This window comes from Microbispora cellulosiformans (assembly GCF_008728085.1).
Lineage (GTDB): Bacteria > Actinomycetota > Actinomycetes > Streptosporangiales > Streptosporangiaceae > Microbispora > Microbispora amethystogenes.
In genome coordinates this window covers 77,361-100,640 of sequence record NZ_VYTZ01000012.1, presented here as the reverse complement: position 1 = coordinate 100,640, position 23,280 = coordinate 77,361, and the positions used below count along the sequence as shown (strand labels likewise).

The 23,280-nt window shown below is 71.6% G+C and carries 18 protein-coding genes, 1 tRNA gene and 1 pseudogene; 8 read left to right on the top strand and 12 right to left on the bottom strand.

Going from position 1 to position 23,280, the window contains the following annotated elements; genetic code table 11:
- Positions 1-48: 48 nt before the first annotated feature.
- The 7 genes and pseudogenes from F5972_RS28155 to F5972_RS39225 form a co-directional block, all read right to left on the bottom strand.
- On the bottom strand, positions 49-999 hold the full coding sequence (locus tag F5972_RS28155; protein ID WP_225311968.1) for a WecB/TagA/CpsF family glycosyltransferase: 951 nt from the start codon (positions 997-999) through the stop codon (positions 49-51).
- Positions 999-1,919, bottom strand: coding sequence for a glycosyltransferase family 2 protein (locus F5972_RS28150; RefSeq protein WP_150937581.1), 921 nt, complete (start codon positions 1,917-1,919; stop codon positions 999-1,001). The genes F5972_RS28155 and F5972_RS28150 overlap by 1 nt, the downstream gene beginning before the upstream one ends.
- Positions 1,916-2,830, bottom strand: coding sequence for a sulfotransferase (locus tag F5972_RS28145; protein WP_225311967.1), 915 nt, complete (start codon positions 2,828-2,830; stop codon positions 1,916-1,918). Before F5972_RS28145 ends, F5972_RS28150 begins: the two co-directional genes overlap by 4 nt.
- A gap of 158 nt (positions 2,831-2,988) precedes the next feature.
- A complete protein-coding gene (gene cysN / locus F5972_RS28140) occupies positions 2,989-4,251 on the bottom strand; it encodes a sulfate adenylyltransferase subunit CysN (protein WP_150937579.1) in 1,263 nt (420 codons plus the stop codon).
- Positions 4,251-5,165: a sulfate adenylyltransferase subunit CysD gene (cysD, locus tag F5972_RS28135; protein WP_150937577.1), complete on the bottom strand. Its 915-nt coding sequence runs from the start codon at positions 5,163-5,165 to the stop codon at positions 4,251-4,253. The genes cysN and cysD overlap by 1 nt, the downstream gene beginning before the upstream one ends.
- 10 nt (positions 5,166-5,175) lie before the next feature.
- Positions 5,176-5,949 carry a 3'(2'),5'-bisphosphate nucleotidase CysQ gene (locus F5972_RS28130; RefSeq protein ID WP_150937575.1) on the bottom strand — a complete coding sequence of 258 codons (774 nt, stop codon included), beginning with the start codon at positions 5,947-5,949 and terminating at the stop codon, positions 5,176-5,178.
- 2 nt (positions 5,950-5,951) lie between these two features.
- A pseudogene (locus tag F5972_RS39225) lies at positions 5,952-6,581 on the bottom strand (sugar transferase); the annotation flags it as partial.
- 381 nt (positions 6,582-6,962) lie between these two features.
- On the opposite strand from F5972_RS39225, the gene F5972_RS28120 reads away from it, so the two are divergent.
- The 6 genes from F5972_RS28120 to F5972_RS28095 all read left to right on the top strand — a co-directional run bounded on the left by F5972_RS28120 (position 6,963) and on the right by F5972_RS28095 (position 16,110).
- Complete coding sequence (locus F5972_RS28120; protein WP_150937573.1) at positions 6,963-7,559, top strand: exonuclease; 597 nt, start codon at positions 6,963-6,965, stop codon at positions 7,557-7,559.
- Between the two features lie 374 nt (positions 7,560-7,933).
- A complete protein-coding gene (locus tag F5972_RS28115; protein WP_225311966.1) occupies positions 7,934-9,151 on the top strand; it encodes a glycosyltransferase family 2 protein in 1,218 nt (405 codons plus the stop codon).
- Positions 9,152-11,479: a right-handed parallel beta-helix repeat-containing protein gene (locus tag F5972_RS28110; RefSeq protein WP_150937569.1), complete on the top strand. Its 2,328-nt coding sequence runs from the start codon at positions 9,152-9,154 to the stop codon at positions 11,477-11,479.
- Entirely contained in the window at positions 11,476-13,446 is a 1,971-nt protein-coding gene (locus F5972_RS28105; protein ID WP_150937566.1) for a right-handed parallel beta-helix repeat-containing protein, read from the top strand. Before F5972_RS28110 ends, F5972_RS28105 begins: the two co-directional genes overlap by 4 nt.
- 3 nt (positions 13,447-13,449) lie before the next feature.
- Positions 13,450-14,652 (top strand): NosD domain-containing protein, encoded by a 1,203-nt coding sequence (locus tag F5972_RS28100; RefSeq protein WP_225311965.1) that lies wholly within the window; start codon positions 13,450-13,452, stop codon positions 14,650-14,652.
- 126 nt (positions 14,653-14,778) lie between these two features.
- On the top strand, positions 14,779-16,110 hold the full coding sequence (locus tag F5972_RS28095) for a UDP-glucose dehydrogenase family protein (RefSeq protein ID WP_150937564.1): 1,332 nt from the start codon (positions 14,779-14,781) through the stop codon (positions 16,108-16,110).
- Positions 16,111-16,164: 54 nt separating this feature from the next.
- On the opposite strand, the gene pth is transcribed toward F5972_RS28095, so the two are convergent.
- Together pth and F5972_RS28085 are read right to left on the bottom strand one after the other, a co-directional pair.
- Positions 16,165-16,776: an aminoacyl-tRNA hydrolase gene (gene pth / locus F5972_RS28090; RefSeq protein WP_150937562.1), complete on the bottom strand. Its 612-nt coding sequence runs from the start codon at positions 16,774-16,776 to the stop codon at positions 16,165-16,167.
- Between the two features lie 79 nt (positions 16,777-16,855).
- Positions 16,856-17,455, bottom strand: a complete 600-nt coding sequence (locus F5972_RS28085; RefSeq protein ID WP_150937560.1) for a 50S ribosomal protein L25/general stress protein Ctc — start codon at positions 17,453-17,455, stop codon at positions 16,856-16,858.
- Between the two features lie 304 nt (positions 17,456-17,759).
- Here F5972_RS28085 and trpS point away from each other — a divergent pair, with 304 nt between their 5' ends.
- Complete coding sequence (trpS, locus tag F5972_RS28080) at positions 17,760-18,848, top strand: tryptophan--tRNA ligase (protein ID WP_150937558.1); 1,089 nt, start codon at positions 17,760-17,762, stop codon at positions 18,846-18,848.
- 60 nt (positions 18,849-18,908) lie between these two features.
- Here trpS and F5972_RS28075 read toward each other — a convergent pair whose 3' ends face one another.
- From F5972_RS28075 to F5972_RS28065, 3 genes are all read right to left on the bottom strand, one after another.
- Entirely contained in the window at positions 18,909-19,886 is a 978-nt protein-coding gene (locus F5972_RS28075) for a ribose-phosphate diphosphokinase (RefSeq protein ID WP_150937556.1), read from the bottom strand.
- 231 nt (positions 19,887-20,117) lie between these two features.
- On the bottom strand, positions 20,118-21,614 hold the full coding sequence (glmU, locus tag F5972_RS28070; protein WP_150937554.1) for a bifunctional UDP-N-acetylglucosamine diphosphorylase/glucosamine-1-phosphate N-acetyltransferase GlmU: 1,497 nt from the start codon (positions 21,612-21,614) through the stop codon (positions 20,118-20,120).
- A gap of 178 nt (positions 21,615-21,792) precedes the next feature.
- Positions 21,793-21,863: transfer RNA gene (locus F5972_RS28065), tRNA-Gln, on the bottom strand.
- A 361-nt stretch (positions 21,864-22,224) separates the two neighbouring features.
- Here F5972_RS28065 and F5972_RS28060 point away from each other — a divergent pair.
- Positions 22,225-23,163, top strand: coding sequence for an acyl-CoA desaturase (locus F5972_RS28060; RefSeq protein WP_150937552.1), 939 nt, complete (start codon positions 22,225-22,227; stop codon positions 23,161-23,163).
- Positions 23,164-23,280 lie beyond the last annotated feature (117 nt).

Below are 23,280 nucleotides of genomic sequence, written 5' to 3'. Positions count from 1 at the left end.
CGGTCGGCGGGCTATCAGTTCCGGAAGAGTGCCGGCTGGTCGGACCGATCAACGATTCGCTCGCCTGACGCGTCCTGGTGGGCGGCCGGGGAGTGCGCGTTGGAGGAGGGCGTGGATGAGGAGGCGGAGGGCGAAGGGGAGGTCGTCGACGAGGTAGCGGCGGGCGAGGCGGTGGGGCTCGCTGATCAGGCGGAACAGCCATTCCAGCCCGTGGTCGCCCATCCAGCCGGGGGCGCGGCGCACCGACCCGGCGGCGAAGGCGATGGCCGCGCCGCAGCCGACGAACCACGTGCCCGGCAGATCGGCCCGGAGAGCGGCGATGAGCCGGTCCTGCCGGGGGAACCCGAGGCCCACGAAGACCAGGGACGGCCGCGCGGCGACGAGTCGCCCCCGCATCTCCGCCAGCGCCGCCGGGCTGGTCTCGAACCCGTAAGGCGGAGCGTGGACGCCCGCGACCAGCAGGCCCGGATGCCGCCCGCACAGCGCGTCACGCGCCGCCTCGGCGACGCCCGGCGGCCCCCCGATCAGGTAGACGGGCAGGCCGCGCGACGCGGCGGCCCCGGTCAGCGACCAGATCAGGTCGGCTCCCGTCACCCGCTCCGGCAGCGGGCACCCGAGCAGCCGCGAGGCCCAGACCAGGGGCATGCCGTCGGCCACCGCGAGCTCTGCCGCGCCGATCAGCGTACGCAGGGAGGGGTCCCGGGCGGCGGCCCGGCAGATGTCGACGTTCGGGGTGACCAGGTGGCCGCCCTCGCCACGCTCCAGCGCGGCCATGATGTGGGCCACCACCTGCGCCTCGGTGAACGGGTCGAGCAGCACCCCGGCCACCGGGACCCTGTCCGTCCCGGCCTCGGCCATCCCAGCGTCGGCGCCTCCGGTTCCGGTGACCACAGGCCCGGCCGCCCCGATCCCGGCCGAGGCCGCCTGTCCTGCTGGGGCCCGGCAGGGCCGGGCCGGGAACGCCGGGTCCAGAGCGGCCGTGGGGATCGGGTCGGTCATCAGATGCCGTGGCCGCACAGGTGGAGGGCGTGCAGTACGGCGCGCGGGGTGAGCAGGCCGCCGGCGACCGCCAGCGCCACCGCCGCGCGCGGCTCGCCCGGCCGGGCGGAGAAGGCCCGCAGTGACCACCGGGCGGCCTCGCGACGCCGTCCGAGGGCAGCGTGGCAGAAGGCGAGCTGCCCGTAGACGCGGGCCGCGCCGCGGGGTTCGACGGCCAGGCCCGGATGCCGGGCGAGCATCCACTCCAGCCCCGCGATCCGGTCGGCCCACCGTGCCGCGTAGTGCGACGCTCCCCAGCGCACCCGTACGAGCGGGTGGTCGACGTGGACGATCGGGTGCCGCCGGGCGGCCCGAAGCGCGAGGTCCCAGTCCTCGTTCTGGCCGCCGGGGGCGCTCTCGTCCACCCACACCGAGCCACGCCGGAACAGGAACGTCGAGGAGTGGACCATCATCATCCGCGAGCGGGTGAGGTGGTGGTGGGCGACCCGGTCGGTGCCGGCCAGCCGCGGCACTCGGCGCGTCCCGTACTCGACCTCGACCGCGCAGCTCGCGAAGGCCGCTGCGGGCGCCTCCGCGAGCGCGGCCACCTGGGCGGCCAGCTTGCCCGGCAGCCAGAGGTCGTCGTCGTCGCAGAAGGCGACGAGATCGGTGTCCAGCACGGCGATTCCGGTGTTCCTGGCGCCCGGCAGCCCGGGGGTGCGCCGGTTACCCAGCATCCGGACGCCGCGCGGGCCTCCGCTCCCCGGCAGGGGCACGCCGGCGACCTGTCCGGCCACCTGGGGAGCCGGAACGCCGTCGGCCACGACCAGCACGCGCACCTCGCCGCCGTACTCCTGGCCGAGCACCCCGGTCAGCGCGGCCCGGAGCGGGCCGGGCCGGTCGCCCCTGGTGGGGATGACGACCCCGACCGACGGCGTCACCGCCGGGCTCCCGCGAGGCGATAGCCGTACCAGAGGAGCAGCGGAAGGGTGAGCGCGGTGACCAGCCACCGCTGCGTACGCGGCAGGGGCGCGGTACGGTCGCGCAGTTCGATCGGGCCGACGGAGAAGCGCATCGGATTGCCGGAGACGGTGTGGGCGACGCCCAGACGCGCGTGGCGGCCGTCGAGGAAGTCGAGGCCGCCGACCGGCAGCCCGAGCCGTACGGCGAGGCGGGTGACGGTGGCGCGCGGGTCGCGCAGCAGGTCCTCGTGCCGGACCCGGACGACCCGCACGCCCCGGCGGCGCAGGATCTCGAAGGCGAGGTTCTGGGCCAGCCAGTGGACAGCGGTCCTGGCGGGCGTCCAGCGGGTCATCGGCCGTCCGTTCTCGGGCCTGCGCACCCGGCGGCGCCAGGACGCGGCCACCGCCCTCGGGTCGCGCACCACGTGGACGACGCGCGGTTTCATGATCGCGGCCAGGCAGTACGCCAGGGAGGCGTGCTTGCTGGAGTCGACGACGACACGGGCGTCGGCCACCTCGGCCGCCGCCGCGTAGATGCGGGAGTACGACCGGACATATTCGGCCAGTTCGGCCTCACGGCTCGGGAGCCCGAGGGCGAGGACGGGCAGCCTGCGGGTGCGGTCGACCCGCATGCGCAGGCTCGGGAGCCACCCCGCCTGGCTCTCCCGCCACTGCCCGAACGCGTGCTCGCCCACCTTCGTCCAGAACGGACACCGGGAGAACGGCTGCCCGCAGCCGCAGGGCTCGTCGGCCCGCACCCCGCGGTCCCACAGATGGACCACCTCGCCGAGCGGCGCCACCCCCGGCAGTTCGCCGAGCAGGCGCTCGATCAGGGTGCTTCCGCTGCGTCCCAGGCCGCCCACGAAGATCACCGGCTGAGCGTCGGCCACGTGTCCTCCACGAAAAGGATGCGAAACGTGACGACCCTAGCGCGCAGTGTAATCGACTGACCGGCGATCCCCAAAGGATCTACCGGAGTGCGGGATGGCTCCTTGCCTACGAGAACGGCCCCCGGCGCGGTCGCGCTCGGGGGCCGTTCAGGATGGAATCAGTGCGCGTCGACGATCATGCCCGCGCCGACGGTGCCGTTGGTGGCCTCGTCGATCAGGATGAAGCCGCCGGTGAGGCGGTTGCGGGCGTAGTCGTCCACGAACAGCGGCTGGGTCGTCCGCAGCGACACCCGGCCGATCTCGTTCAGGCCGAGGGCGGTGGCCGACTCGTCCCGGTGCAGGGTGTTGACGTCGAGCCGGTAGTGCAGGTCGCGCACCAGCGCCCGGGCCGTACGGGTGGTGTGCTTGATGATCAGCTTCGACCTGGGCTGGAGCTTCACGCCGTCGGCCATCCAGCTGACCATCGCGTCGATCTCCTGGGCGGCGTGCGGCTGGTTGTTCGGCCGGCAGATCATGTCGCCGCGCGAGATGTCGATGTCGTCGGCCAGCCGCAGCGTGACCGACATGGGTGCGAACGCCTCCTCCACCGGCCCGTCGAAGGTGTCGATCGCGGCGATCGTGGTGGTCAGGCCCGAGGGCAGGTGCAGCACCTCGTCCCCCGGCTTGAGCACGCCGCCCGCGACCTGCCCGGCGTACCCCCGGTAGTCGTGCAGCTCCTGGCTGGTCGCGCTGTGCGGGCGGATGACGTACTGCACCGGGAAGCGCACGTCGACCAGGTTGCGGTCGGAGGCGATGTGCACGTGCTCCAGGTGGTGCAGCAGCGAGGAGCCCTCGTACCACGGCATGTTCTCGGAGCGGGAGACGACGTTGTCGCCGTGCAGCGCCGAGATCGGGATGAAGGTGAGGTCGCTCGCGTTCAGCTTGCTCGCGAACGCGGTGAACTCCTCGCGGATCTCGTCGAAGCGGGTCTCGGAGTAGTCGACGAGGTCCATCTTGTTGACCGCGAGGACCAGGTGCGGCACCCGCAGCAGCGTCGTCAGGAAGGCGTGCCGCCGCGACTGCTCCAGCACGCCCTTGCGCGCGTCGATGAGGATGATCGCCAGGTCGGCGGTGGAGGCGCCGGTGACCATGTTCCGGGTGTACTGGATGTGCCCCGGGGTGTCGGCGATGATGAACTTCCGCTTGGGCGTGGCGAAGTAGCGGTAGGCCACGTCGATCGTGATGCCCTGCTCGCGCTCGGCCCGCAGGCCGTCGGTCAGCAGCGACAGGTCGGTGTATTCCGTGCCCCGGTCGCGGGAGGTTCGCTCGACCGCCTCCAGCTGGTCCTCGAAGATCGCCTTGGAGTCGAACAGCAGCCGCCCGATCAGCGTGGACTTGCCGTCGTCGACGCTGCCCGCCGTCGCGAAACGAAGGATGTCCATCAGAAGTAGCCTTCCTTCTTGCGATCTTCCATGGCGGCCTCGGACGCCCGGTCGTCGGCGCGGGTCGCGCCGCGCTCGGTGATCCGGGTGGCGGCGATCTCGTCGATGATCTGGTCGATCGTGGTGGCGGTCGAGGCGACCGCGCCGGTGCAGGTCATGTCGCCGACGGTGCGGTAGCGGACGACGGCCTCGAACGTGGGCTCGTCGTCGCCCCGCTGGACCACCTCGGAGTCGGCCAGCAGCATGGCGTCGCGCTCGAAGACCGTGCGGGTGTGGGAGAAGTAGATCGACGGGATCTCGATGCCCTCACGCCGGATGTAGTGCCACACATCCAGCTCGGTCCAGTTCGACAACGGGAACACGCGGATGTGCTCACCCCTGCTGATCTTGGTGTTGTAGAGGTTCCAGAGCTCGGGGCGCTGGTTCTTCGGGTCCCACTGGCCGAACTCGTCGCGGAAGGAGAACACCCGCTCCTTGGCCCGGGCCTTCTCCTCGTCGCGCCGGGCCCCGCCGAACACCGCGTCGAACCCGTGCTCCTCGATGGCGTCCAGCAGCGTCGTGGTCTGCAGCCGGTTGCGGGAGGCCCGCCGCCCGGTCTGCTCGACCACCCGCCCGGCGTCGATCGACGCCTGGACCGACGCGACCACCAGCCGCGCGCCCAGCTCGGCGACCCGCCGGTCGCGGAACTCGATCACCTCGGGGAAGTTGTGCCCGGTGTCGACGTGCATCAGGGGGAAGGGGATCGGCGCCGGCCAGAAGGCCTTCTCGGCGACCCGCAGCATGACGATGGAGTCCTTGCCGCCGGAGAAGAGCAGACAGGGGCGCTCGAACTCGGCCGCGACCTCACGCATGATGTGGATCGCCTCGGCCTCGAGCACGTCGAGCTGCGACGTGGTGTAGTCACGCTGAAGCATTCGGCTTCCTTCAGGGAGTCTGGCGATGCAGGTCACGGATTCCGGCGAGCAACGTTGGCGCCAGATCCGGTAGGGAGACCAGGATATCGGGGAGTGACGGGTCCCCCTGGTTGTAGGTCAGGGATGAGCCGTCGATCCTGCTGGCGTGGGCCCCCGCCGCGAGCGCCACCGCGACCGGCGCGGCCGAGTCCCACTCGTACTGGCCTCCCGCGTGGACGTACGCCTCGACCTCACCCGTGAGCACGGCGGCGATCTTGGCGCCGGCCGAGCCGATCGGGACGAGTTCCGCGCCGAGGCGGGCGGCGAGGTCGCGGACGAACTCCGGCGGCCGGGTGCGGCTGACCGCGACGCGGAACGGTTCGCGCACCTTCTCCGGCAGCTCCGGCGGAGCCGCCGTGGTGAGCGTGCGCCCCTGGGCCGGCAGCGCGACGGCGCCCGCCGTCAGGGAGCCCCGCTCCCACAACGCGACGTGTACGGCCCAGTCGGCGCGGCCCTCCTCGGAGAACTCGCGGGTGCCGTCGAGGGGGTCGACGATCCAGACGCGTTCGGCCGACAGCCGCCGGGGGTCCATCCGCTCCTCGCGGGTCGCCTCCTCCGACAGCACGGCGTCGTCCGGGCGGAGCCGCCGCAGGGCGTCCATCAGGAACCGGTGCGAGGCCTGGTCACCGGCGTCCTTCAACGCCGGGCCGTCCGCGAAACCGAGGCGTGCGCGCAGCTCCAGGAGCCGCTCCCCCGCCTCCGACGCCAGCTCCCCCGCGAGGGAATGGTCGTCCCGCATCGTCATCTTCAGTACGCTCCCGCCCCGCGTGCGACCGCGGCCCATGTCCTCCATAGGATCCGCAGATCCAGCGTGAGAGACCAGTTCTCGACATAACGCAGGTCCAACCGTACCGATTCCTCCCATGACAGGTCAGGTCGGCCGCTGACCTGCCACAGTCCGGTCATCCCCGGCCGCAGCGCCGGCCTCCCGCGGACGCCGTCGCCGTGCCGCGCGACCTCCTCCGGCAGGGGCGGGCGCGGCCCGACGAGCGACATGTCGCCGCGCAGCACGTTGACGAGCTGCGGCAGCTCGTCGATCGAGTAACGCCGCAGGAGAGCGCCGAGCGGGGTGACGCGGGGGTCCCTGCGGACCCGGAACAGCTCGCCGCGGGCGTCGCCGGTCAGCTCGACCCTGCGGGCCTCGGCGCGGCGGTGCGTCGTGCGGAACCTCAGGATCGTGAACTCGGCGCCGTCCCGGCCCACCCGCCGCTGCCGGGACAGGGCCGGGCCCGGCCCACTGGCCCGTACGGCCACGGCGACCGCGGCCAGCAGCGGGGCCAGCACCACCAGCGCCGCGGCGGCCACCAGCCGGTCGAAGACGGCCTTGACCAGTCGCCGCCGGCCGGAGAGCCCCGGACGCCCGCCGTGCGGTGGCGGCGGTGGCTCCGCACCGCCCACGCCCGCCGCCCGGCGCCGGCGCAGCCCGCGCCGCACCGCCAGGACGATCACCCATACGACCGGCAGCGCGCCACTCGCCATCACGTACGGACTCACGTACCCAGTACCCTCACCGGACCGGATCACGACGGTGGTGATCCCCGGAAGAGAGGTGCCCGAGATGTCGCAGACGGCGGCGGCGAACCGGTGTGGCGCGGTCCACTCCGGTGGTGGCGCGGCCGGACGGCGGGGTGCGCCCCGCGACGTGCCGACTGTGACCAGGCAGGTGACGCCGCCCAGCACTCTCACCCCTCGCGATCGTCGCACTACCGAACGTGATGGAATGCTAGCGGCCGCACCCTGGCCCCTCAGGGAGAACTGGTGAAAGCCGAGACGTACATATCCGTCGACATCGAGGCGGACGGCCCCATCCCCGGCCCGTACTCCATGGTCAGCTTCGGCATGACCGTGGCGGGCCGCATGACGGGACGGCGCTTCGAGCGGACCGATCCGGAGGCCCGGACCTTCTACGCCGAACTCCGGCCGATCAGCGACGAGTTCGTGCCGGAGGCGCTGGCGGTGAGCGGCCTCGACCGCGACACGCTGCTGCGCGAGGGCCGCGATCCGGCGGAGGCGATGGCGGCCGCGGCCGCCTGGGTCGCGGAGGTCTGCGGCGCGGACCTGCCGGTGCTCGCGGCCTTCCCCCTGTCGTACGACTGGATGTGGATGTACTGGTACTTCCTGCGCTTCACCGGCGAGTCGCCGTTCGGCCACTCCCGGTGCGTCGACATCAAGACGCTGTACGCGGCGAAGGCCATGGTGCCGATCGCCTGGGCCACCAAGCGGCAGATGCCGCGCGAGGTGCGGTCGAGCCGGCGGCACACCCACAACGCGCTCGACGACGCCGTCGAGCAGGCCGAGCTGCTGCAGAACCTCATGGAGTGGCGGTCTTCCGGCAAGAGGCCGACGGAAAGCTGACTCTCTGACAAATTCGTCAAGCTTCGAGTCATCTCACCATCCGACCCACCCTTTGTCCGCTTTGGGGGTTTCGGGTATCCTTAAAGGCACGAGAAATGATGCTTTTAGCCATTTCTAGTTTTCCTTGCGGACACAGACGCTTACCCATCGGTTTACTCCAGGTCACCTCATAAACCCCATCTGCCCCAGATGAAACACATTTCACTCTGATAACAGATGGATCGTTCCAGGCAAGCTAGGCAAATCGCCACGTATCTTCTCTACCTGTCGCTATGCGAGCGCGTCCCCCAGCACACGTGGGCAGGCGGGGAAAAGGTCGGGGAGGATCCGTGGGGTCAGATTCGAATTGGCTCGATGCCGCCTATGAATGGCTGGTGCGCACCGGAACGGATGGTTCCTGGCGCAATCTGATCCCGCTGGGCCTGGCCGGACTGCTCGTCTGGGGGCTCTGGATCTATCGGGTGGTGCTCTCCCGGCTGGCCAGGCCGATCGTGAACGGCTACCGGACGACGGTCTCCGTGGTGGTCCCGTCCTACCGCGAGGACCCCGAGATCCTGGTGCGCTGCCTGGAGAGCTGGCTGGCCCAGGACCCGCTCGAAGTGATCATCGTCGTCGACGTCGCCGACACCGAGTGCCACGCCAGGCTCGCGCAGGTGGAGGACCCCCGGTTGCACGTCCTCATCTACGAGCACGCGGGCAAGCGCTCGGCGCTGGGGGTCGGCATCCGGGCGGCACAGGGCGAGATCGTGGTCTTCGCCGACTCCGACACGTGGTGGCAGCCCGGCCTGCTCGACGCGGTGCAGATGCCCTTCGAGGACCCGGCCGTCGGCGGCGTGGGGACCCAGCAGAACGTCTACCAGCGGACCACCAGCGTCTGGCGGCGCGTCGCGGACTGGCTGGTCAACCTCCGCTACTACGACTACGTCCCGGCGATGGGCAGCAGAGGCGGCGTCGCCTGCCTGTCCGGCCGTACGGCGGCCTACCGCCGCGCGGCCATCCTCCCGGTGGTCCAGCACCTGGAGAACGAGTTCTTCCTCGGCCGCCGCTGCATCGCCGGGGACGACGGCCGGCTCACCTGGCTCGTCCTCGCCTCGGGCTACAAGACGGTGCACCAGTCGACCGCGCGGGCCGTCTCGATGTTCCCCTCCTCCTTCCGCGCCTTCGTCAAGCAGCGCGTCCGGTGGAGCCGCAACTCCTACCGCTGCTACCTCACCGCCCTGTGGAAGGGGTGGCTCTGGAAGACGCCGCTGGTGACCAAGGTGACCGTGCTGCAGATCCTGCTCACCCCGGTGACCATGGGAATCACGCTGGCCTACCTGTTCTTCAGCAGGCTCCAGCCCACCCTGCCGAGCATCGCGCTCGCCGTCGGCTGGGTGCTCCTCAGCCGGGGCGTCCGCGGCTGGTCGCATCTGCGCCGCCACCCCGGGGAGATCTGGCTCCTGCCGCTGGTCTGCCTGGTGGTCATCATGATCGCGCTGCCGATCAAGCTGTACGCGTTCGTCACCATGAACAAGCAGGGATGGCTGACCCGCTCGGCCAACCAGATGGGCGGGGCGGGCCAGACCGCGGCCACCCTCAAGGGGGTGGCCTGAGTGAGACGGTCGCTGCCCGCGCTCCTGACGGCGGCGGCCCTGACGCTCGGCGTGGCCGGCCCGGCTGTGGCCGCCCCCGTACGCGGAGGGCGCGCGGCGGCCGCGGAGCCGACACCGGTGGATCTCGTGGACCCGGCGGCGCCCCCGTCCGATCGGGACCACAGCCCGACTCCCTCGCCCGATCCGACGCCGACCGAGACCTCCCGGCCGTCCCCGACCCCCAAGCGGAGCCCGTCGGCCCGCCCCACCCGCTCGTCCGCCCGGCCGCCGAAGGCCACCCGTACGCCGGGGACCGGCACGGCCGGGACGGCGCGGCAGACTCCGGCGGGCGGGCAGAGCCTGCCGACTCCCACGCGGGAGGAGCCGAAGGAGGACGAGGAGCCGCGGGAGACGCCGGCGCCGCTGGAGGAAGCGGTGATGGCCGACGACGAGACGCTGAAGGCCGGCCTGATCTCCGCGGACGCCGAGGCGCAGGCCCGGCTGGTGGACGTCGAGGACCAGCGCATCATCCAGACCCGGGCCGCGCTGACGGCCCTGCTGCAGGCCGGCGGCATCGCCGCGGCCCAGCGCAAGCGGCCCCAGGTCTTCGTCTCGGCGTACGGCAGGACCCTGGTGCTGCCCGCGCGCAACGACACCACGGCGCCGTACACGCTGCGTGACATCGCGGCGGTGGAGAAGGGCCGTTATCTGCGGCGGATGAAGGACGGCTCCTACCTGCTCGGCGTGCAGGTCTTCGTGGCCGACGGCGCGCGCCTGCAGTTGCGCGGGCCGCTGACGCTGCGGATGGGCAGCCTGCCGGGGTCGTTCAGCTCGATCATCTCGTTCGGCGGCGACATCGACATCAAGGGCACCGCCGCCAAGCCGGTCCGGATCACCAGCTGGGACGTGCGCACGCGCAGGCCCGACATGACCACGACCGACGGCCGCGCCTACATAAGGGCGGTCGGCGGCAAGTTCGAGATGGCGTACGCCGAGGTCTCAGACCTGGGGTTCTGGAGCGGCCGAACCGGGGGCATCGCGCTCACCGGCACCGAGCGACCGGCGAGCGTCTACCGGCACCGCACCAAGACGCAGCGGCACCAGGACAAGGCCGAGCGCCTGTCCAGGGCCGGCAGCCAGCGGGGCGGGAGCAGCTTCGGCGACGTGGAGACCATCCCGATCGGCCCCGGCACCGCGACGCACGTGCTCGCCGACGACCTGGTGTCCGGGTCGATCAGGCACAGCGTCATCACCGGCAACGCGTACGGGCTGTTCGTCTCGGGGTCGAACCAGACGCAGATCGTCGACGACGAGATCAGGGACAGCCTGGCGCACGGCGTCTTCCTGCACCGGTTCGTGAACAGCGCGACGGTCCAGTCCACCAAGGTGATCGGCAGCGGCGGCGACGGCTTCGTGCTGTCGCGGGCGACGGAGAAGGTGCAGATCACCGACTGCGTCGCGGAGCGCAACGGCCGCAACGGCTTCACGCTCAACGGGCAGGCCCTCGCGCAGGGCCCGTCCGCGAGCGGCGAGTCGCTGACCGTCTACGGCGACAACTCGGTCAACGACAGCGTCGCCCGCGACAACGGGAGGTACGGCGTCGAGGTGCTCGGCGGCAGCCGCCTGTCCGTCTACACCAGTGAGATCACCGGTGGCGACATGGGGATCGTGGTCCGCGAGGGCGCCAGCGAGGTGCAGATCTCCGGCAACAGGCTGTCGGGCCAGGCAAGGCAGGGCATCGCCCTGCGGGACGGCGCGACCGCCGGCCACGTGGCCGGGAACACGATCACGGACACCGTGACCGGGATCTACCTGCGCGACTCCAACGCCAGGGTGGTGGGCAACAAGATCACGACGCTGGTGAGGCCCAGGGCCCACGGGATCACCATGGTCGGCGACGTCGGCGCCACCGAGATCACCCGCAACACCGTCGCCGGCTCGGGCACCAGCGCGATCAGCGTCTCACGGTCCGCCCACCGGGTGAACGAACACGACAACGTCGAGGACGCCTGGCACGACACCTCGACGTTCTGGGTCAAGGCCAAGCGTTACGTCAAGCCGATGAACCTGATCTGGGCGGCGGTCATCCTCCTGGTCATCGTGTCGGCGCTGCGGTCGCGGCAGGTGGGAGCCGATCGCCGTCGGCGCCGTGCCGCCATCGGCGACCCCTACGCGCGTCAGCGGGTGCTGGAGGAACGGCCCGCTCTGGCGCTGCGGCCCGCCGTCAGGACCCCGCCGGCCCGCTCCGCCCACGGCGGAGACCGTCCACGGCACCGCGAGCCGTCGCTGCCGATCCATCACCCGGCCCCGGCCCCGGCCGCGCCCGCGACGGGAGGCATCACCCCATGAGCGACACGCCACCGCGCCGGAGCCGCGCCCTGCTCGTGATCCTCGTGCTGAGCCTGGTCGCGGCCTGCACCTGGGCGTACCTCGCCTACACCGACGGAGCCGAGCCGCCGCCCGCGATCAACGACGTGCCCCAGGCGGAGGCCCAGCAGCAGTCGACGCTGGTCGACCAGGAGTCGCTGCGCGTCATGCAGACCCGGGCGACGCTGTCCTCGGCGCTGGCCCGGGGCGGGCCGGCCGCCGCGCAGGCCCGGGTGCCGCACATCTCCAGCTCGGCCAACGGCCAGACACTGGTGCTGCCCCAGCGGCGTGACCCGTACCGCATCGCCGACCTGGAGCGCCTCGGCCTGGAGGAGTTCCAGAAGCAGTCGGACGGCTCCTTCGTGCTCGGCATCAACGTGTTCCTCGGCCCCGGGGCCAAGCTGGTGCTGCAGAACGCGCAGGGCCCGCTCGTGATCCGGATGCGCAGCGAACCCGGCGCCTTCGTCTCGATCGTGGGCTTCGACGCGAGCATCCGGATGAACGGGTCGGCCCAGAACCCGGTGCGGATCACGAGCTGGAACCCCCACACCAGGACGGCGGACACGCAGGTCTCCGACGGCCGCGCGTACCTGCGGGCCATCGGCGGAGAGCTCCGGATGAGCCACACCCGGGTCGAGTACCTCGGCTTCTGGAGCGGCCCGACCGGCGGGCTCGCGCTGACGGGCACCGACCGGCCCGCCGACACCGCCGAGCGGGTCCCCGTACGCGCGGGCGTGGCGGCCACCCCCGCCCCCCGGACACCGGGCAGGGCCGGATCCGGCGAGAAGGCGGGTGACAGGGAGGACCCCGAGCAGAAGACGCTCCTGCCCAACGGCCTGCTCGTGCCGAGCCGGGGCGGCGACGACGAGGTCGAGATCACCGACAGCTCGGGCGGCAGCAAGATCGCCTACCAGATGCCCCAGGCCAACCTGGTCACCGGTGAGATCAGCGACACCGCGATCGTCGGCAACGCGTACGGCGTCTTCATCAGCGCCTCGGACCAGACCCGGATCGACAACGTCACGATCAGCGACAGCCTCATCCACGGCGTGCTGCTGCACCGGTTCGCGCGCAACGCCTCAATCGAGAACACCACCGTGACCGGCAGCAGGGGTGACGGGTTCGTGCTGTCGCGGGGCACGCAGAACGTCACGATCACGGGCTCGACGGCCGAGCGCAACGCGGGCAACGGCTTCACGATGAGCGGCCTCCCGCTGGCCCAGGGCCCCTCCGCCTCCGGAGAGTCGCTGCGCAGCTTCGGCGGCGACTCGCTGCTGAGCAGCGCCGCCCGCGACAACGGCCGGTACGGCGTGGAGGTGCAGGGCGGCATCCGGCCGGTCGTGCAGACCACGGAGGTCGTCGGCGGGGAGATGGGCATCGTCGTGAGCAAGGACGCCACCGGCGCGCAGGTCTCCGGCAACCGGGTCAGGGGCCAGAGCAGCCAGGGCATCGTGCTGCGCGACGGGGTCGTGTCGGCCCGCGTCAGCGGCAACATCGTCAGGGAGGTCCCGACCGCGATCTACGTCAGGAACTCCCGGGTCACGGTCACGGCCAACACCGTGCAGTCGGCCTCGCTGCACGCGATCTCCGTGCTCGGCGCGGCCGGGGGCAGCGAGATCACCGGCAACACCCTGGGCGGCGCCGGCCGCAGCGCGCTGGACACCGCCCGGGCCACCGGGTCGCTGACCGTCGCGCGGAACAACACCGGCGGCTGGCAGGACACGGCCGGTTTCTGGACCATGGTCAGGCGGATCGCCAAGCCGATGAACCTGATCTGGTTCGGCGTGATCCTCCTCATCGCGATCGCCGCGATCCGGGCGCTGAACGGTGACGGCCCCCGGGCCGGCCGCCGCATCGTCGACCCGTACGAGAAGCAGGCGGTGCTGGAGGAGCGGCCGGCCAGGGAACTGCGGACCGCCGCCGTCGCGGCCGCCGGAAAGGGGGACTGAGCGGTGGACCGCTACATCGACCGCAGGACCCTGGTGGGGATGCTCGTCGGGGCGGCCCTCACGATCGTCGTCGTGGTGCTGCTGCGCGGGCTGTTCGGCGGGGGCTCGGAGCCCCCTGTCGAGGACATCCGCCCGGTGGGCGGGAACACCCGGCCTCCGGCGGCGATGGACGACGGTTCCCAGGACTCCCAGAACGCGCAGCCGGACGACGGCGAGAAGTACGAGGACCAGGACGCGGCGCTGGACGGGGACGACGCGGTGCCGTTCGTCCCGACGCAGGACCCGCCCGCCGTCCCGGTCCCCGAGGGGCCGGGGAAGATCGACTGCCCGGAGGCCACGGTGACGGTCGGCGACGCGGCCGGGCTGACCGAGGCGCTGAAGACCGCCGAGCCGGGCGCGGTGATCGCGCTGGATCCCGGAGTGTACGTCGGCAGGTTCGTGGCGACGGTCTCCGGGACCGCGTCCGAGCCGATCTTCGTCTGCGGCCCGCCCGACGCGGTTCTCGACGGCGGCGGCGTGAAGAAGGGCTACGCCTTCCACCTCAACCAGGTGAGCCACTGGCGGTTGATCGGCTTCGACGTCCGCAACGGCCAGAAGGGCGTGATGGCCGACCAGACCTCCCACACGATCGTCCAGGGCCTGACCGTCCACGACATCGGGGACGAGGCCATCCACCTGCGCAACTTCAGCAGCGACAACACCGTGCAGTACAACACGGTCTACGCGACCGGCCTGCGCCGCGAGAAGTTCGGCGAGGGTGTCTACCTCGGCACCGCCGAGAGCAACTGGGCGTCCTTCTCCGGTGGGAAGATGGACCGCAGCGACCGCAACGTCGTGCGCGGCAACGTCATCCGCGCCACCGCGGAGGCCGTGGACGTCAAGGAGGGCACCTCCGGCGGCCGGATCGTCGGCAACGTCTTCGACGGCTCCGCCCTCGGCGGGTCGAAGCACAACGACTCCTGGGTGGACGTCAAGGGCAACGGCTACGTCATCGAGCGCAACACCGGCAGCGGCACCAGCGAGGACGGCTTCCAGACCCACAGGATCGTGGACGGCTGGGGCACCGGCAACGTGTTCCGGGCCAACGTCATCGACCTCGGCGGCTCGGGCGGCTACGGCGTCAACGACACCGCCGGCGGCAACACGATCTCCTGCGACAACAAGGTCACCGGTGGAGCGCTGACCAAGAAGGGCGGCTGCTCCTGACCACGGCTCCGGCGGGGACCTCCCGCCGGAGCCCGACTCCCCCGGCCGCCCGGCACACCCCGCCGGCGGTCACCAGGCACCGAGTCCGCCGGACGGCGACTCGCCGACACTCATTGGGAAACTGACATGAGCGACGCCGAACTCCCCCGGCTGACGGTGATCGGGACCGGTTACCTCGGGGCGACACACGCCATCTGCATGGCCTCGCTGGGCTACGACGTGGTCGGGCTCGACGTGGACCCCGGGAAGATCCGCAAACTGCAGTCCGGGGAGGTGCCGTTCTTCGAGCCGGGCCTGCCCGAGCTGCTGGCCAAGACCCTGGAGTCGGGACGGCTCCGCTTCACCACCTCCTACGCCGAGGCCGCCGAGCACGGCGACGTCCACTTCATCTGCGTGGGCACCCCCCAGCAGCCCGGCCTGGACGCCTGCGACCTCAGCTACGTCGACGCCGCCGTCCGGGGCCTGGCCCCGCACCTGACCCGCCGCTGCCTGGTCGTCGGCAAGTCGACCGTGCCGGTCGGCACCGCGGCCCGGCTGAGCGGCCTGCTGACCGAGCTGGCCCCGGCCGGTGCGGAGGTGGAGCTGGCCTGGAACCCGGAGTTCCTGCGGGAGGGCTTCGCCGTCGACGACACGCTCCGGCCCGACCGGCTCGTCTTCGGCGTCACCACGGAGTGGGCGCGTGAGCGGCTGGCCGCGGCGTTCGCGCCGATCCTCGACCTCGGCACCCCGACCGTGGTCACCGACCTCCCCACCGCCGAACTGGTCAAGGTCGCCGCCAACTCCTTCCTGGCCACCAAGATCTCCTACATCAACGCGATGGCCGAGATCTGCGAGGCCACCGGAGCCGACGTACGCGACCTGGCGCAGGCCCTCGCCTACGACGACCGGATCGGCGGCCGTTTCCTCCAGCCCGGTCTCGGGTTCGGCGGCGGCTGCCTGCCCAAGGACATCCGGGCCTTCGCCTACCGGGCCGAGGAGATCGGCGTCGGCCAGGCCGTGTCCTTCCTGCGGGAGGTCGACGCCATCAACCGGCGCCGGCGCTCCCGTACGATCGACCTGGTCAGGGAGCTGCTCGGCGGCCAGCTCAACGGCCAGCGGGTGGCCTGCCTCGGCGCCGCCTTCAAGCCCAACTCCGACGACATCAGGGACGCCCCCGCGCTCGACGTGGCCCGGACGATGCACGGGCTGGGCGCCAACGTGCGGGTCTACGACCCGGCGGCGCTGGACAACGCCCGCCGCACCTATCCCGAGCTCAGGTACGGCACCAGCGCCATGGACGTGGCCAGGGACGCGGACGTGGTGGTCCTGCTCACCGAGTGGGCGGAGTTCCGCGAGATCCAGCCCGAGGCGCTGTCGGAGGTCGTCGCGCACCGGCGGATCGTGGACGGCCGGCACGCCCTCGACCGCGACGCCTGGCGCGCGGCGGGCTGGGAGTACCGCGCCCTCGGCCGTCCCTGAGGCCCCCGCGGGTCACCCCTCGCCGGGAGCCGCGCGCTCCCGGCGGAGGGACCCTCAGCGGGGCGGCTTGGCCGGGTTGAGGTCGCCGGCGTGGAACCGGTTCTGCGTCGCCTCCAGGCCCGCCGTCATCAGCGACTCCACCATGTCGGCGGCTCGGTCCACCAGGAACGGCAGGTCCTTGCGCTCGGCCGTGGCGAAGTCGCGCAGCACGAACGTCGCCGGGTCCATCCGGCCCGGCGGGCGGCCGATGCCGAACCGGATGCGCGGATAGTCGCGCGTGCCGAGCGACTTCGTGATCGACTTCAGGCCGTTGTGCCCGTTGTCGCCGCCGCCGAGCTTCGCGCGCAGCGCACCGTACGGAATGTCCAGCTCGTCGTGGACCACGGCGACCCGGTCGGGTGTGATCTTGTAGAAGTCGGCCAGCGCCTTGACCGGGCCGCCGGACAGGTTCATGAAGGACAGCGGCTTGGCCAGCACCACGGGCAGCGCGGCCAGACGGCCCTCGACCACCTCGGCCCGCGACCGGTGCGCCTTGAACCGCCCGCCCACCCGGGCCGCCAGCTCGTCGAGCACCATGAAGCCCGCGTTGTGGCGGTTCCCGGCGTACTCCGGCCCGGGATTGCCCAGGCCCACGACCAGCCACCGCTGCGCGGCCGTGTCGGACATCGCTGTCTCCTCCATAGTCACCTCACATGGAAGAGTCCTCCGCGGGACACCCCGCGGAGGACTCTCTCACGAATCGGTCCTACTCGGCGGCCTCGGCGGTCTCGCCCTCGGCGGCGGCCTCGCCCTCCTCGGGCAGCCCGGCCGACGGAGCGCCGATCACCTGCAGCACCAGGGCCTCGGGGTCGCCGGCCAGCGTGGTGCCCTCCGGCAGCTTCAGGTCGGCCGCGTGCACGATGTAGCCCTCTTCCTTGCCGTCCACGTCGACCTCGACGCCGGTCGGGATGTGGGTCGCCTCGGTCTCGACCGAGAGCGTGTTCAGCGGCTGGTCGACGATGGCGCTGCCGTTCGTCTCGCCGACGACGGTGACCGGGATCTCGACGACGACCTTCTCGCCCCGCTTGACCAGGAGCAGGTCGACGTGCTCCAGGAAGCCCTTGATCGGGTCGCGCTGGACGCCCTTGGGCAGCGCGATCTCGTCCACGCCCTCACCGTGCAGGCGGATGAGCACGTTGGGCGTGCGCAGCGCGAGCAGCAGCTCGTGGCCGGGGAGGGTCAGGTGCTTGGTGTCGGTGCCGTGGCCGTAGAGAACGGCGGGAACCTTGTTCGCCCGGCGGATCTTGCGGGCGGCGCCCTTGCCGAACTCGTCACGGAGCTCGGCGGCGATGCGTACTTCGGACACGGCACATCTCCTAGGGATGTTCGACGGATGACGCGCTCCCCCTCACCCGCCCTAGCGGAAGGCGTTACGAGCGCAACCCTCACAGCCTACCGTGTTTCCCGCTTCGCTCAGTCTCTCCCGCGGTGGCCGGGTGGTCGTTACACTGGCGGCATGCAACGTACGTCGTGTCAGGGCTGGTGGCGCTCCGGATAGGAGCGGCCATCACACGCGTACGACCGGGCCGTTCGGATGGACGGCCCTTTTTCGTGCTCCCTGGACGAGGGGTCGCCGTCGGCGGCGGACCACCTGCCAAGGGAGAGAGCACATGACGACCACTCTGGAGATCGGCCCGTCCGACGACCTCGGCGTGGCGGGCGCGCGACGGCGCAGCGCCGAGCTGGAGAGATCGATACGGGAGCGGCCCGGCACGTTCCGGGCGCTGACCGGGGACCGGCCGACCGGCCGGCTGCATCTGGGGCACTACTTCGGCACCCTGCAGAACCGCGTCCGCCTGCAGAACCTGGGCGTGGAGATGATGGTGCTCGTCGCGGACTACCAGGTCCTGACCGACCGGGACGTCGCCGACCGGCTCACCGAGCGCGTGGAGGACCTGGTGCTCGACTACCTGGCCGCGGGCCTCGACCCCGGCCGGGCCACGATCTTCACGCACAGCGCCGTGCCCGCGCTCAACCAGCTGCTCCTGCCGTTCCTCAGCCTGGTCTCGGTCGCGGAGCTGGGCCGCAACCCCACGGTCAAGGACGAGATCGCCCACTCGCGGCAGTCGGCGGTGAGCGGGCTGATGTTCACCTATCCCGTGCACCAGGCCGCCGACATCCTGTTCTGCAAGGCCGGGATCGTCCCGGTCGGGCAGGACCAGCTCCCCCACCTGGAGGTGGCACGCATCATCGCGCGCCGCTTCAACCACCGCTACGGCTCCCCGGCGAACCCGGTCTTCCCCGAGCCCGAGGCCCTGCTGTCCGCGGCGCCGCTGCTGCTCGGCACCGACGGCGCCAAGATGAGCAAGAGCCGGGGCAACGCCGTCGCCCTGGCCGCCACCGCCGACGAGACCGCCCGGCTGATCCGCGGCGCGAAGACCGACGCGGACCGCCACATCACCTATGACCCGGCCGCCCGGCCCGAGGTGTCCAGCCTGGTCCTCCTGGCCGCGCTGTGCCTCGGCCGGGACCCGCAGGAGGTGGCCGGCGAGATCGGCGGGCGGGGGGCCGCCGCGCTGAAGGCGCTGGTCACGGACGCGATCAACGACCACTTCGCGCCGCTGCGGGCGCGGCGGGCCGAGCTCGCCGGGGACCGCGGCCACGTCCGCCGGGTGCTCCGCGACGGCAACGCGCGCGCCGCCGCCGTCGCCGACGCGACCCTCGCGGAGGTCCGTACGGCGATGGGCGCCCTCTATTAGAACCGGTCCGGGCCCCCGGGTGCGTCCGGGGGCCCGGAACAGGTCAGGCGCCGGAACGGGTCAGGCGTCGCCCTCGAAGAGGCTGGTGACGGAGCCGTCGGTGAAGACCTCGGTGATGGCCCGGGCGATCAGCGGGGCGATCGACATCACCGTGAGGCTGTCGAACCTCTTCTCCTCCTCGATGGGCAGCGTGTTGGTCACGACCACCTCGGAGATCCGGGAGTTCTTCAGGCGGTCCACGGCGGGCCCGGAGAACACCGCGTGGGTGGCGGCCACGATGACATCGGTCGCTCCGTGCTCGTACAGGGCGTCGGCCGCCTTGCAGATGGAGCCACCGGTGTCGATCATGTCGTCGATCAGCACGCAGGTCCGGCCGTGGACCTTGCCGACCACCTCGTGCACCTTCACCTGGTTCGCCACGTCGAGGTCGCGCCGCTTGTGGATGAAGGCCACCGGGGTGCCCAGGGTGTCGGACCAGCGCTCGGCGAGCCGTACGCGGCCGGTGTCGGGCGAGACGATCGTGGTCGTCGCCGGGTCGAGCTTGCCGCGCAGGTAGTTGATCAGCACGGGCATCGCGAACAGGTGGTCGACCGGGCCGTCGAAGAAGCCCTGGATCTGCGAGGTGTGCAGATCGATGGACATCATCCGGTCGGCGCCCGCCTGCTTGAACATGTCGGCCACCAACCGGGCGGTGATCGGCTCGCGGCCGCGGCCCTTCTTGTCCTGGCGGGCGTAGCCGTAGAACGGCATGATGACGGTGACCCGCTTGGCCGAGGCCCGCTTGAGCGCGTCCACCATGATCAGCTGTTCCATGATCCACTGGTTGATCGGCGCGGTGTGGCTCTGTATCACGAAGGCGTCGCAGCCGCGCACCGACTCCAGGTAGCGCACGTAGATCTCACCGTTGGCGAAGTCGCGCAGCGCGGTCGGCGTGATCTCGACACCGAGGGCGTTCGCGACCTCCTCGGCGAGCTCGGGGTGGGCCCGGCCGGAGAAGAACATGAGGTTCCGCTCGCCGGTCGTCTTCTTGCCGCTCATGCCGCGCTCCTCGCGTGTCGAGCCTGTCGGCCGTGCCACGCCTGCTGTGGCCGGGCCTGCCGGTCCGCGGTGGCCTCGCGTCGCCCGGGGCCCGCGAACCCCTTCGCCCCGTCGATGTGGTCGGTCACGGTGTCCTCCTGGCCTGGCCCTTCGGCGCTACGCGGTCGGGACCGCGCCTCGTACTCTTCCTGTCCCCGCACGGCGCGCTGGGGCGCGCGCCGTGGGTGGTCCTCACCGCGCGGCGGGGTCCGCGCCGTTCACCCCGGGCGCGCCCTCCGCAGCGGTCTCGGGGGCGGTCTCGGGAGCGGCCAGCGCCCGCCGGGCCGCCTCGTCGGACGGGGTGCCGGCCCTGCGGCGGGCCACCCAGCCCTCGATGTTGCGCTGCCTGCCACGGGCGACCGCCATCGCCCCGGGCGGGACGTCGGACGTGATCACCGAGCCGGCGGCCGTGTAGGCGCCGTCGCCGATCGTGACCGGGGCGACGAGCATGTTGTCGCTGCCCACGCGGACGTGGTCGCCCACGACGGTGTGGTGCTTGCCGACGCCGTCGTAGTTGACGAAGACGCAGGCGGCGCCGATGTTCGAGCCGGCGCCGATCGTCGCGTCGCCGACGTAGGTGAGGTGGGGGACCTTCGAGCCCTCGCCGATGCGCGCGTTCTTGGTCTCGACATACGCGCCGATCTTGCCGCCGCGGCCGAGCACGGTGCCGGGGCGCAGGTACGCGAACGGGCCCACGGTGGCGCCGGCGCCGATCTCCGCGCCGTCGGCCACGGTGTTGCGCACGACGGCGTCCTCGCCGACGACGGTGTCGGTCAGCGTGCTGCCCGGCCCCACCTCGGCTCCCGCCCGGACCCTCGTGGCGCCCCTGAGCTGGGTGCCGGGATGGATCACGACGTCGGGTTCCATGACGACTCCGGCGTCGACCCACGTACCAGCGGGGTCGACGACGGTGACCCCGGCGCGCATGTGCGCCTCCAGGATGCGGTCGTTGAGCACCCGCCGCACGAAGGCGAGCTGGACGCGGTCGTTGACGCCCTCGACCTCCGCGTGGTCGGCGGCGACGCAGGCGCCCACCCGGTGGCCGTCCTCCCGGAGGATGGCCAGCACGTCGGTCAGATACTCCTCGCCCTGGGCGTTGGCGGCGCCGATCCGCCGCAGGCCGTCGGCCAGCAGCGCGCCGTCGAAGGCGTACACGCCCGAGTTCATCTCGGTGATCGCGCGCTGCTCGGGGGACGCGTCCTTCTCCTCGACGATCTCCAGCACCGCGCCGTCCCCGTCGCGCACGATGCGTCCGTACCCGGTCGGGTCGGGGACCACGGCGGTCAGCACGGTGACGGCGTTCGCGTCGGCGGCGTGCCGCTCCAGCAGGACCGCCAGAGTCTCGGCGCGCAGCAGCGGCGTGTCGCCGTACGTCACCAGGATGGTGCCCTCGATGGGGCCCTCGGCCTCCAGGGCGGTGCGCACGGCGTGGCCGGTGCCGTTCCGCTTCTCCTGCACGACCAGGCGGGCGTCCGGCGCGGTCTCCGCCAGGTGCGCGCCGACCTGTTCCCGGGCGTGGCCGATGACGACGACCAGGCGTTCGGGGGTGAGGCCGCGCGCGGCGGCGAGCATGTGGTCCACCAGCGTCCGGCCACAGACCTCGTGGAGGACCTTGGGGGTTTTCGACTTCATCCGGGTGCCCTCGCCGGCGGCGAGGACGATCACGGCTGCCGGGCGCGGCACACTCACGGACTGAGGCTCCCTCGGCGTCGCGGCTTACTACACGAAACGGTGCGGGATCGGCTGCGGCTTCCACGCGTCCACTACCCAGGAACCGCACGGTCACCCGCTCGACAAGGTGAGCTTACCTGCCGTCCCCCGGGCGGGAACCAGGCCCCCCGGGGCGCACGACGGACGGACGGACAGGCTCCCGGGGGAGGATTCGAACCTCCGTTGACAGAACCAAAATCTGTAGTCTTGCCCCTAGACGACCCGGGAATGGGCCAAAGTCCCATTTGTCGGATTCCGGCAGGAGCCGGAATCCGACCTCAGGATACAGAGCCGACCCCTCACGCGCGCCCCCAAAACGAGCCGGACGCCCACGACAACGGGCCGGGATGTTAGTTAAGCCACATTTCGGGCAGGTCGCCGTGGACCTCGCGCGGCCGGCGACGAGCCTCTGATGTGCGGCGGCAGGCATTACCAGATTGCCGAGAGTTGGTGCAAGACGTGGATTCGCCACCAGATGTGGCCCCGCGCGTCACCTTCCACACATTCGCTCTTAGGGGTTCCTAACTTACGATGGCGTAAGTTACGGTCGCGTAGCTAGACAATCTTCCCAACACCCGTGAGGTAGCCCATGACCGTCGTCACCGACCGCGCCGCACCACAGCCGAAGCCGGACTTCGAACCGCAGGACAAGAGCAAGGCCGACTTGGTTGTCTTCGCGATCGTCGTCGGCGCGCCGATCCTGGCGGTCTTCGCCGCGGTGCCCTTCGCCTGGGGCTGGGGCCTCGGCTGGACCGACCTCGCGATCGCCGCGGTGTTCTACGTCGTGTCCGGCCTCGGCGTCACCGTCGGATACCACCGCTACTTCACGCACGGATCGTTCAAGGCGAACCGGCCGCTGAAGATCGCCCTCGGCATCGCCGGCAGCCTCTCGCTGGAGATGTCCGTGCTCGACTGGGTGGCCGCCCACCGCAAGCACCACAAGTTCTCCGACAAGGAGGGCGACCCGCACTCGCCGTGGCGCTTCGGCCCCGGCTTCAAGTCCATGTGCAAGGGCCTGCTCTACGCCCACATCGGCTGGCTGTTCGAGTCCGAGCGGGTCAACCGCGCCAAGTACGCCCCGGACCTGATGAAGGACCCGGACGTGATGAAGCTGCACCGGGCCTTCCCGGCCCTGGCGATCACCTCCCTGCTGCTCCCGGCGATCCTGGGCGGCCTGATCACGTGGTCCTGGCAGGGCGCGGTGACCGCGTTCTTCTGGGGCACGGTGATCCGGATCGGCCTGCTGCACCACGTCACCTGGTCGATCAACTCCATCTGTCACGTGTTCGGCGAGGAGGTCTTCGAGTCGCGTGACAAGTCCCGCAACGTGTGGTGGCTGGCGATCCCCTCGTTCGGCGAGTCGTGGCACAACCTGCACCACTCGGACCCCACCTGCGCCCGGCACGGCGCGCTGAAGGGCCAGATCGACCTGAGCGCCGGCCTCATCCGCTGGTTCGAGAAGGCCGGCTGGGCCCGTGACGTGCGCTGGCCGACACCGGAGCGGCTGGCGGCGAAGCGCATTGCCTGACGCCCCCGTCGGCGCGGATGGCGGGGCCGCTTTCGCACACGCGGCGGCCCTGTCCCCCACCCTCTCTCCGCTGACGTCCGCACCGGCGCCCTCGACGGCGCCGCTCCCCTTACCCGT